This window comes from Sphingobacterium sp. B16(2022) (genome assembly GCF_012030425.1).
GTDB lineage: Bacteria > Bacteroidota > Bacteroidia > Sphingobacteriales > Sphingobacteriaceae > Sphingobacterium > Sphingobacterium anhuiense.
Map to the genome: position 1 here is coordinate 1,171,543 of NZ_JAAUVN010000001.1, position 11,464 is coordinate 1,183,006.

Consider the following 11,464-nt stretch of genomic DNA (forward strand, 5'->3'; position numbering starts at 1 on the left):
ATTTTATATCAAGGAAATGCTAAAGGAGAATTTGAATGACTCTTTAAGTCAGTCTCTTGGCGAAAAAGTCATTCATCATGGGGAGAGTACTACGACACACCATCGACTACATTACTCTGTCGCTTCCTTGCAATTACGCAACGAAACAAAATCCTCATTTGGAAGTACACCATATCTCTTTTTATAAATAGCCGAGAAATAGTCAGATTTTGAATAGCCCAGAGCATAAGCGACTTCATATATGGTATTGAACTGACCACTTTTTACCATTTCTTTTGCTAATAACAACTTTTCAGATAGAAAGAAGCTATTCGGATTGCATTTATATATTTTTTTGAATAATCGGGTATATTTAGTCACAGACATACAGGCTATTTCGGCTAGCTTTTCAGTACCTGGAAATTTTTCAAGCAACTGTTCCATAAGGTAAACTTGACTATTCACAACTTGTTGTACATCAAATTCAGACAGCTTACCTACTACAAATTTCTGTTCACTTAACCTTTCAATAAGACTTCCAAAAGCCTGTAAGGCGGCTCCTTTGAGAAATAGTTCGTAGGAACTGTCTTCATATTGACGATCTTTCAGTTTTAGAAGTAACACCCGGGTACGGCTATCCATGTGACTATAGAAATATATGGTATTCTTTTTCGCATAAGTCTTTTCAACTATAGACTCAGGAACGATATTGCCCAGATGTTTATGAAGAAGCTGTTTCGAGATCAGTAACCGAAAAGAATACATTCGTTCTGAAATTGGGGGAATATAAGTACTGCTCAAACCCGCATCAACAAGCCCCATTCCTAATTTTGAATGATAACCAACTTTATTCTTCGTATCATTGACTTTGTGGATGCTGATTTGGTCACTGATATCATAGTATGCAATGCAGAAATCACCGGATGAGGCAACTTTAGTAAAGGATATGCTTTGATGAAAGGTGAGGTCTACCACAAGAACTGTCAAGCCAGGAATGACCTCCATAAGATAAGAGCCGCCGTTAGCTAAATTTTCAGGAAAAACCAATTGCCGTTGATTAAGGTATTTTGCTCCAAGTTTTTCGATAAAATCTTGCCTCCAGTCTGTATCCATGGTTACCGTATGAGAAAATTGAATACTATTTTTTGCAGATGTCTCCATTATAATTTTGTTAAGTAGTCCTTGGGTAAAACGCCAAAGTAATTTTTAAAGAGATGTGTTAAATTGGATGCGGTTGGGAACTGCAGTTCGTGGGCGACTTCTCCAATATTATAGTTCCCGCTTACTAGTAGATCACGTGCCAACTCCAGCTTGTTATTAAGGTAAAATTCATAAGGAGTAAGACCTGTGATCTTTTTATACAATTTTTTAAATTTTGTTTCGGACATCAAAGCATGTTCAGCAATTGTTTTGATTCCTGGGAAAGAATCTTTAAGCTTACTGATCAGAAATTCCTGAGAGGAAATGATAGCAGTAAAATCAGTGTCGTTAAGTTTACTGACAACAAGGTCTTTTTTGATCAGTTCATCAAGATATTCTCCCAATAAGTTATAGACCGTTGCACTAAGAAACAAATCAAAGGTTAGCGGGGCAATATTGCTATTTCGAAATTCATTAATATATTGTAAACTATTATTGCTCATGATATTATAGTGAAATATCGTATTTTGATTCTGATCAAAGACCCGATTGATCAGTTTTTTTATATGTCCAGAACCAATTAAATATTCTTTGAGAAGTGTTTTACGGAGGAAAATGCAAAAGTTGTATGTCTTGGTTCCAGCTTTAACACGGTAGTCGAGGTTTACACTGCTCTCAACAATGGCAAGATTGTAATTCCATCTTCCCATTGCCAATGCGTCATTATTTGTGATGTGAGAAGAGTCCCCTTCAGTGAGATTAAAATAGATGCCAATAAAATCTGAATTTGTATTGCGGAGCTTAAAGTGAATATCTTGGTGGTAGAGGACATCTGCAAACATAACCGTGATGTCTGGATTTACAGATAGCACATAGCGGGTTCCGGTATGGACGGTATCCGGAATTAGCATATGGTTACCGCTAATGTATCCACCTAAAGCTTTTGCCATTGGCTCTACCCAGTCAGTTTCTATACCAAACTCATGAATGATTTCTTTCATATGTAAATAATGACTGTTTTATGTGACTAAATATTTTATAACAGCTGTCGTATCCCATGGACTAGAATTTTGTTAGGTTGTTCTGTTTGTACTCAGGTTAAAAACCTTGATTTATAACGTATGAAAATTGGTACATGATACACTATACTTCTTGAAATATTGCTTTATAATGAAATACTAGCCTATAGTTCTGATTATTAGTGCAATTATTTGACCATTATTTAAATAGTTGCAGTAAAAAAGAGTGTTAAAAGACTAAATTTTTATATACGTTTTTGGACAGAATCATAAATTAAGTGAAAATTGGTCTTCAGTTGATATTTTATAACGGTATGCTGGTATTGCTTCTTGGGAGTTGCATGTAATTTTGTCTTAAATAAAATTAATATATAAATATAAAGAATATGAAAACAAGAAAGATGCTCGGTCAATTATTATTAGTCTTAACAATAGCAATAGGAATTACAGCTTGTAGTAAAAATGATGCTGATGAATTGACTCCTCCCACAAATGCAATCACATCTGTAAGATTAGTATTTACAGATAGTACAGTCAATGAAAAATCAGCTGGATCAAAGGTAGATCTTACAAAAGTTGCTTCGGTAAAAATAAAATATGCAGTTACTGAAGGAGAAGTAGGTATAAATGTAGTAAGGGAAGCAACGCTGATGGTTAAAGGCGATAGTTCAAAAGTAAGTACTTTCGATCTTAAGACATTAACTTTTAAAGGTGGAAGTAAACTTACAATTTATGGTGCAACGTTATACGATAACAAAGATAAAGTAGTAGGTGGATGGTCAAAAGTGGACAATGATGCCTTTGAAGTAACGAGCCCCGAAGGTGTAGTGGTGATGGAGCGTATTTATGGAACAGTAGGTTTAGAGAGATTATAGTCGTTAATCTTATTCTAAAAAAGTGTCGGAAGGTTATGCTTTCGACACTTTTTTGCTTTTATTTATAATTTTAAGATTATATTATGCCTTCTGGTCATTATTTTTAGTTCGAGGGCCACGGTTATAGATTATTAATCCATTTAAGAAGTTCCGAAGTAACTGGTCTCCGCAAGGTTTGAAATTTGGATGATCTTCTTTACGAAATATGGCACTTAATTCCGTTTTCGTTGCCCTAAAATCGACTAACGCTAATACATTAATAATGTCGTCGTCCGTGAATTTTAAAGCTACTCGAAGCTTTTTCATGATATCATTATTGCTCATCTTATAAATATGTTACCTTAAAATTTTCTATATTTTATTATTCGTGCCCAAGCCAAAACGCTGTTAGAAATGAATATTCCTGTCAAACTTAGATATATTTGTCTTATTATACAATTATAATTACAGCTTATATTAACATAAATATCGGTTCTTTACGACCAATAATAATTATTTCTTGTGCGAAATCTCTAATATGTAAGTCTATATGAATGGATTGAGCAACATTCAAGAGTAAATCATAATCAATACTACTGTAACTATAATTGCCCTGAAGTGTAAGGCAGACCTTAATTTAAATATTATGCACAGTATTTTAGTTATCCTTAGACTTTACAAATAAAAGATATGCAAGTCGTTGTTGTGTAAAATCAGCACTTGGATAAATATCGCGTATAAGGTTTTTACAATCTTCGGCACAGCAGCCGGTGTCTAGCCGAGCGATGTATTCAGTGATATCTTCTAGATTGATGTATTTGATTGCCACAAGAGTGGCGCAACCTTTACTTTCTTCATTTAATGTAATCTCAAATACTTGCCCAGTCTTATACCGTTCATTGGGCATCCGTAATGTGGTAAATGCCTCGCAGTCCAATTTATTATTCCAGTTTTTTGAAAAGTTAATGTGTTCCATTTTGGTATTAGCGAGTAGTTATAGTGATATGACTATTTGTGTAGTCCGTCTTTCAATACAAATATAGGTACATACGGGTATGCTTTAAAATTTGGTCATTTATTCTTTTAATAATATTTAGCTATCACATTACGATTTAAATGAATACTTATATAAGTAATCATGATCGCCAAATAACATGTCTTGGTGAGTCTGTTGGAATTTCGTCAAAAATAACGTATTTTAAGGCATAATATACCAAGTTAGGGTTCAGGTGAATGTTAATTATTATATAATTAAGTATATTTGCTCAAACTGTCTAGTAACAAAATTTAATGCAAAAAAATAGAGTAGGGCTTATTGGTAGTGGTAGTTGGGCTACAGCAATGATTAAAATGCTGGGTGACAACGTCGTTGAAAAGGATATACATTGGTGGGTCCGTAAACAAGAAGATGTTGACTATATCAAAAAGCATAAAAAAAATCCAAGTTATTTAAGTGCTGTTGAAGTAAAACTGGATACAGATCATATTTCAACAAATGCAAGAGAAGTAATTCAGGTGTCAAATATTATTATTTTGAATACACCTGCCGCTTACTTGAAAGCAGCCTTAAAGGATGTGACAAAAGCAGATCTGGAAGGAAAAATTATTGTTTCTGCCATAAAAGGTATCGTACCAGATGAAAATCTGATTATTGGCGATTATTTACAGGAGGTATACGATGTCTCTTTGGAGAATATTTTAGTTGTCGGTGGACCGTGTCATGCTGAAGAAGTTTCTTTGGAGAAACTATCTTATTTGACTTTTGGTTCCAAATCTGAAGAAAATGCTAACTTAGTGGCATCTTTACTGGAATGCCGGTATATAAAAACAATCATTTCGGACGATGTGTATGGGATTGAGTATGGTGCTGTATTGAAAAATATTTATGCATTGGCGGGAGGAATATGTCATTCGTTAGGCTATGGCGATAATTTTCAGGCGGTTTTAATCTCAAATGCAATCCGCGAGATGGAAACGTATGTCGAGACCATTGATCCAAATCCTCTTCGCGATATTAATAAATCGGCGTATTTAGGCGATCTTTTGGTAACAGCATATTCGCAGTTCAGTAGAAACAGAACTTTTGGAGCGATGATCGGAAAAGGCTATAGTGTACAGTCTGCCCAGCTTGAGATGAATATGGTAGCAGAAGGTTATTATGCTTCTGCATGTATACAGCATTATATGCGTAAGCATCAGATTGCCTTACCTATCTGTGAAGCCGTTCACCAAATCTTATACCAGCATAAATCTGCTGCAACAATCATAAGCCAACTGGCTGAAAAATTAAGTTAATTCAAGATGATCGATAGATTAAAAATCGCTGAAACTTATAAAACAATTCAGGACGAGATATGTCAAGCACTTGAAAAGCTTGATGGTACCGCTAAATTTGAAGAAGAAATTTGGGAACGTGATGGCGGCGGCGGTGGCCGTACAAGGATTATGCAGCATGGCAATATCATTGAAAAAGGTGGGGTGAATTTCTCTGCTGTGCATGGAAAATTGCCGGAAATGATCAAGAAATCATTTGGTGTCGATGAAGATGAATTTTTCGCTACAGGTGTATCAATTGTTATTCATCCAAACAATCCATTCGTTCCTATTATCCACATGAACATCCGTTATTTCGAATTGAATGATGAAATTCGGTGGTTCGGCGGAGGCATTGATCTTACACCGCACTATGTTATTGAAGAAGATGCACAATTTTTTCATCAGCAGTTGAAAAACGTATGCGATATCCATCACCAAGATTTTTACAAAGATTTCAAAAAATGGGCAGATGACTACTTCTATGTACGCCATCGTGAAGAAACACGTGGTATAGGTGGGGTTTTCTATGATAAACTAACACCTGAAAAAACAGGTCTGTCATTTGAGGAAATTTTTCAGTTCTCATGTGACCTTGGACGTACATTTGCACCAACATATACCGAGCTGGTAAACAAAAATCGCCATAAAGACTATACAGAACACCATAAAAACTGGCAATACCTCCGTAGAGGAAGATATGTTGAATTTAATCTTGTTTGGGATTCAGGAACGAAATTTGGTCTTGAAACTAATGGACGTATCGAATCCATTTTAATGAGTTTACCGCCACAGGCAAATTGGGCCTATGATTTTCAACCAGAAGAAGGCTCGGAAGAAGCCAAAACACTTTCTCTTTTGAGAAAAGATATCAATTGGATACAATAAATTAATTTAAATAACCTGAATGGTTTCTTATCAGAAATTTGAACTAGAAAATGGTCTTCGCGTACTTGTTCATGAAGACAATAACACAGCAATGGCCTGTGTCAATATACTGTATGATGTCGGTGCGCGGGATGAATCTCCAGACCAAACGGGATTTGCACATTTATTTGAACACTTGATGTTTGGTGGATCAGTCAATATTCCCGACTATGATACACCTTTGCAACGTGTGGGCGGTGAAAACAATGCTTTTACCAGTAACGATATCACCAATTACTACATCACGCTACCTTCTTCAAATCTAGAAACGGCATTGTGGCTGGAATCAGACCGTATGCTGAGCCTTTCTTTCTCTGAACAAAGTTTGGAAACACAAAGAAGTGTTGTATGTGAGGAGTTTAAGCAGCGTTACCTCAATCAACCCTACGGTGATGTATGGTTGAAATTAAGACCCTTAGCTTACCAAGTACATCCGTATCGCTGGGCAACTATCGGAAAAGAACTTAAACATATTGAAGATGCAAAAATGGAAGATGTAAAAGCATTTTTCCAGAAGCATTATACACCACAGAATGCCATTATGGTTATTGCAGGTGATGTTAAGTTTGAGGAGATCAAAACACTGGTAGAAAAATGGTTTGCAGATATTCCTGCAGGAAATAAATACATGAGAAATTTACCTCAAGAACCAAAACAAATAGCAGAGCGTAGGGAAGTGGTAGAGGCTGATGTACCACTTGATAGTTTGTTTATATCTTTTCATGCACCTGCACGTATGGATGAAAACTACCATGCAATGGACTTAGTATCAGATCTACTGTCTCGAGGATCATCTTCTCGTCTATACCGTCGTTTGGTTAAAGAACAGGAACTATTCAGTGAGATCAATGCCTATGTGATGGGAAGTATCGACCCCAATTTATTCTTAATTGAGGGAAAACCATCAGACGGCATTAGTCTGGAACAAGCAGAGGAAGCCATCTGGAAAGAACTGGATATCTTAAAATCTACACCTGTTCCGGCAGAAGAGCTTGAAAAAGTGAAGAATAAGATTGAGTCTACACATGTATTTGCCGAATTGTCGATCTTGGATAAAGCCATGAATCTCGCATATTATGAGCTACTTGGTGACGCCAATGAATTAAACAATGAAACAGCCAAGTATTTGGCCGTTCAATCGGAGCATATACAGCAACAGGCAAACGAAATATTTAGAAAAGAAAACGCATCTATATTGTATTATAAATCAAAGGAGGTGGCAAATGCTGAATAGAGCAGTAGCACCTGAAGCCAAACCGATTGGTGATATTCATTTAAAAAGCCCAAAAGTACTTGCTTTCAACAATGGAATTCCTGTTTATGTCTTTCATTCGCCTGATCAAGAATTGGTACGCATTGAGTGGATTTTTAATAATGTCTTCAATGAAGATGAAAATCCGCTACTAAATAGTGCCCTAAGCGCTTTGTTAAAGGAAGGAACAAAAAACTATAACAGCGCTGAGATTGCGGATAAAGTCGACTTCTATGGGGCTTTTCTAATGCCAGAATACGGATTTGATATCACTTCGCTGACATTGTACACATTAAATAAACATAGTAATGTGTTATTACCTTTGATCAAGGAGATTTTAACAGAATCAGTTTTACCGCAGAAGGAACTGGATACCTATCTCAGAAACAATAAGCAAAAGCTTCAGGTTTCTCTTCAGAAAAACGATTATTTAGCGAGAAGAACCTATTATAATCATGTTTTCGGTTCGGGAAACCGTTATGGAAAAACGCCCTCTTTAGAAGAATATGATTTGATTTCTAGAGATGCTTTAATCGATTTATACCATAAGCAATTTACTCCATCTAATTGTCGTTTAATTATTTCCGGTAATGTATCTGAATCTTTGCTTCAAGAGCTTAGCTTATATTTTGGTGATCAATGGCTGGCTACAGACGAGGTACCATTGACCGAACCGAATTTAACTGCAGATACAGGACAATTGATTTATGACGAAAGAGCAGAGGCATTGCAATCTGCCATACGTATCGGTATGCCGAATATAAATCGTAACCATGTGGATTATCCCGCTTTGCAATTTGTAAATACGTTACTGGGCGGTTTTTTCGGGTCAAGGCTCATGCGTAACATTCGAGAAGAAAAAGGCTATACTTACAGTATCGGTTCAGCTGTGGGTTCTTTAAAATATGGAGGTTTTCTGACTATTGCGACAGAGGTTGGTGTAGATGTAACCGATGCGACATTGACGGAAATCGAAAAAGAAATTGAAATTTTAAGAACAGAATTAGCGACTATAGAGGAATTGGACTTAGTGAAAAATTACCTCTCAGGATCTATGCTAGGTTCTTTAGAGAGTATTTTTTCACATGCAGATAAGTTTAAAAATGTGCTACTTGCTAACATGGATTTGACTTACTATGACCATTATATGAATGAAATCAATGCGATGACTCCTGAAAAAGTAAAGGAAATCGCTATTCAGTATTTTGACTATAGTAAGATGATTAAAATTGTGGTTGGAAAAATGAAAACCCTAGAATTAGTCTCTGAATTGTAATTAAAGGCTGACAATAAATAATAAATCATTCATACTTTGTATTTTTGTTGTATACAATGATGTATGGAACAATTTAATAAATAAAATTCGTAATGGAATTGAAACTCAAGAAACCTTTAGCATTCTTTGATTTAGAGACTACAGGAATCAATATCTCAGCAGATAGAATTGTTGAAATATCAATATTAAAGGTGTTGCCTAATGCTGAGGAGCAAGTATATACGAAGCGGATTAACCCGCTTATGCCTATTCCTGCAGAATCATCCATGTTCCATGGTATCTATGACGAAGATATTATAGACGCGCCAACATTTCAAGCGATTAGTCAAGAAGTAGCAGATTTTATTGGTGACGCAGATTTAGCGGGTTATAACTCCAATAAATTTGATATCCCTATGCTGATGGAAGAATTCCTACGTTCAGGAGCTGATTTTTCGTTGGAAAATCGTGTTTTTGTTGACGTACAGAATATTTTTCATCAAATGGAACAACGTACTTTGAAAGCTGCTTATAAATTCTATTGCAATGAAAGCCTAGAAAATGCACACAGTGCAGAAGCAGACGTAAGAGCTACATATGAAGTTTTGAAAGCACAGTTAACCAAGTATGAAGGTGCTGTGTATGAAGATAAGCATGGTAAACAATCTGTACCTGTTGTAAATGACGTCGAAGCATTGTCAGATTTTACTAATATGACAAAACCAGTGGATTTTGCAGGACGGATTGTGTACAATGAAGACGGAGTAGAAGTCATTAATTTTGGTAAACATAAAGGACGTCCGGTTACAGAGGTTTTTGATGTAGAACCAAGTTACTATGCGTGGATGCAAAATGGCGACTTCCCACTTTATACTAAGAAATGTTTAGAAATAATCTGGAACCGTCATCGCTCAGCTAAAAAAGCAGCAAAATCAACAGAACCCATTCACGCGGCTGAAGATAAGAAGCAAGCTAAAAAAGAATTTCAAAAGCAAGAAAATAAAAGCCAAGCAACAGCGATCACAAATGATATGTTAGCAAGTCTAAAAAATAAATTTGGTTAGGTCATAGTACTCGTTAATTAGAAAACAATATTTTATAAAATAATATTATGTCTCAAGAAATAGAACACCTACAGTGTTTAATAATTGGTTCAGGACCCGCAGGATATACAGCAGCGATTTATGCAGCCCGTGCTGATATGAAACCTGTTATCTATACAGGGATGGTACCGGGCGGTCAGTTGACGCAGACAACAGAAGTGGATAACTTTCCTGGATACCCAAAGGGGATTACAGGACCGATCATGATGGAAGATCTACGTATGCAAGCAGAACGTTTTGGTACTGATGTCCGTTTCGGATATGCAACTAAAGTTGATTTTTCTGGTCCGGTACATCAGGTTGAAATCGACGGAATTAAAACTGTTACTGCAGATACAGTAATCATCGCTACAGGTGCAACAGCAAAATGGCTAGGACTTGATAGCGAACAAAAGTATAATGGTTTTGGTGTATCTGCATGTGCAGTATGTGACGGTTTTTTCTTTAAAAACCAAGAAGTAGCGATTGTAGGTGCTGGTGATACGGCAGCTGAAGAGGCTACCTATTTAGCAAAATTATGTTCTAAAGTACATATGTTGGTGCGTCGTGATGAATTTAGAGCTTCTAAAGCAATGGTTCACCGCGTGATGAATACACCAAATATCGAAGTACATTACAATTCGGAAACCAAGGAAATCTTAGGTGACGGTCAAGTGGTAACAGGTGTTCGTGTTTTAAATAACAAAGATCAATCTGAAAAAGTATTGGATGTAACAGGATTTTTTGTTGCTATTGGACACAAGCCAAATACAGAACTTTTCAACGGTATCTTAGATATGGATGAAACAGGTTATTTAATTACACAGCCAAATACGACGGCAACGAATATTCCAGGTGTATTTGCTTGTGGAGATGTACAGGATAATGTATACCGCCAAGCAATTACAGCTGCAGGAACTGGTTGTATGGCTGCTTTAGAAGCAGAGCGTTATCTAGCCGCTAAAGAGGATGTTGCGTAAATAATACGTAATCACATAAAAAGGCCAGGAAATTATTCCTGGCCTTTTTTATACCATATTCTTTAAAAATTTTATAGCTGAGCTTTAGCTTCTTCCATTTCATATACTGAATCAATCTTCCAAGAAGATTGATCTTTCGAAGCTTTTACAGCCAACTGGTCACACCGCTCATTTAAAGGATGGCCAGCATGCCCTTTTACCCATACTAATTTAACCTGATGTAGTTTGTATACCTGCATCAATCTTATCCAAAGATCTTTATTTTTCTTTCCTGCAAATCCTTTTTGAATCCAACCATATACCCATTTCTTGTCGATGGAATCTATAACATATTTGGAATCTGAATAGACTGTAACCTTTTGGTTGAGATTTTTTAAAGCTTCTAGACCAACTATTACCGCCATCAGCTCCATGCGATTATTAGTGGTCTTACGATAACCACCAGAAAACTCTTTCTCAATCAGTTTACCTTTATACGCTTCATTATCACCCGTATAAACTGTCCTTAATATCGTACCGTAGCCACCTGGTCCTGGATTACCGCTCGAAGCACCATCCGTGTATAATTCAATCATCAGTACAAAGATAAATTATTAAGCCAAAAAACCGACTTTAAGTTTGAATTGAACGAATAAATTCTTACTTTTCACCTTTTTAAAACCT

At 36.1% G+C, this 11,464-nt stretch carries 12 protein-coding genes; 7 read left to right on the plus strand and 5 right to left on the minus strand.

What is annotated here, in order from left to right; genetic code table 11:
- Nucleotides 1-111: 111 nt before the first annotated feature.
- Entirely contained in the window at nt 112-1,140 is a 1,029-nt protein-coding gene (locus tag HCX49_RS05135; RefSeq protein ID WP_168126399.1) for a helix-turn-helix transcriptional regulator, read from the minus strand.
- The gene (locus HCX49_RS05140; protein WP_021190293.1) at nt 1,140-2,120 is read right to left on the minus strand and encodes a helix-turn-helix transcriptional regulator; all 981 of its coding nucleotides are present in this window, start codon (nt 2,118-2,120) and stop codon (nt 1,140-1,142) included. The genes HCX49_RS05135 and HCX49_RS05140 overlap by 1 nt, the downstream gene beginning before the upstream one ends.
- A gap of 404 nt (nt 2,121-2,524) precedes the next feature.
- Between HCX49_RS05140 and HCX49_RS05145 the strand changes: the two genes are divergently transcribed.
- Complete coding sequence (locus tag HCX49_RS05145; protein WP_168126400.1) at nt 2,525-3,013, plus strand: hypothetical protein; 489 nt, start codon at nt 2,525-2,527, stop codon at nt 3,011-3,013.
- A gap of 81 nt (nt 3,014-3,094) precedes the next feature.
- On the opposite strand, the gene HCX49_RS05150 is transcribed toward HCX49_RS05145, so the two are convergent.
- Nucleotides 3,095-3,319, minus strand: a complete 225-nt coding sequence (locus HCX49_RS05150; protein ID WP_232789260.1) for a DUF1456 family protein — start codon at nt 3,317-3,319, stop codon at nt 3,095-3,097.
- Nucleotides 3,320-3,650: 331 nt separating this feature from the next.
- Nucleotides 3,651-3,968, minus strand: coding sequence for a hypothetical protein (locus HCX49_RS05155; protein WP_156169723.1), 318 nt, complete (start codon nt 3,966-3,968; stop codon nt 3,651-3,653).
- Between the two features lie 314 nt (nt 3,969-4,282).
- On the opposite strand from HCX49_RS05155, the gene HCX49_RS05160 reads away from it, so the two are divergent.
- The 6 genes from HCX49_RS05160 to trxB all read left to right on the plus strand — a co-directional run bounded on the left by HCX49_RS05160 (nt 4,283) and on the right by trxB (nt 10,801).
- Nucleotides 4,283-5,287, plus strand: coding sequence for an NAD(P)H-dependent glycerol-3-phosphate dehydrogenase (locus HCX49_RS05160; RefSeq protein ID WP_168126401.1), 1,005 nt, complete (start codon nt 4,283-4,285; stop codon nt 5,285-5,287).
- A gap of 6 nt (nt 5,288-5,293) precedes the next feature.
- Nucleotides 5,294-6,193: an oxygen-dependent coproporphyrinogen oxidase gene (gene hemF, locus HCX49_RS05165; RefSeq protein WP_168126402.1), complete on the plus strand. Its 900-nt coding sequence runs from the start codon at nt 5,294-5,296 to the stop codon at nt 6,191-6,193.
- A 19-nt stretch (nt 6,194-6,212) separates the two neighbouring features.
- Nucleotides 6,213-7,466, plus strand: a complete 1,254-nt coding sequence (locus tag HCX49_RS05170) for a M16 family metallopeptidase (protein WP_153197844.1) — start codon at nt 6,213-6,215, stop codon at nt 7,464-7,466.
- On the plus strand, nt 7,456-8,760 hold the full coding sequence (locus HCX49_RS05175; RefSeq protein WP_168126403.1) for a M16 family metallopeptidase: 1,305 nt from the start codon (nt 7,456-7,458) through the stop codon (nt 8,758-8,760). The genes HCX49_RS05170 and HCX49_RS05175 overlap by 11 nt, the downstream gene beginning before the upstream one ends.
- Before the next feature lie 92 nt (nt 8,761-8,852).
- Nucleotides 8,853-9,803: a 3'-5' exonuclease gene (locus HCX49_RS05180; RefSeq protein ID WP_021190300.1), complete on the plus strand. Its 951-nt coding sequence runs from the start codon at nt 8,853-8,855 to the stop codon at nt 9,801-9,803.
- 47 nt (nt 9,804-9,850) lie between these two features.
- Nucleotides 9,851-10,801, plus strand: a complete 951-nt coding sequence (gene trxB, locus HCX49_RS05185; RefSeq protein ID WP_021190301.1) for a thioredoxin-disulfide reductase — start codon at nt 9,851-9,853, stop codon at nt 10,799-10,801.
- Nucleotides 10,802-10,872: 71 nt separating this feature from the next.
- Here the strand turns inward: trxB and rnhA are convergent, their stop codons facing one another.
- Entirely contained in the window at nt 10,873-11,376 is a 504-nt protein-coding gene (gene rnhA / locus HCX49_RS05190; RefSeq protein ID WP_021190302.1) for a ribonuclease HI, read from the minus strand.
- Nucleotides 11,377-11,464 lie beyond the last annotated feature (88 nt).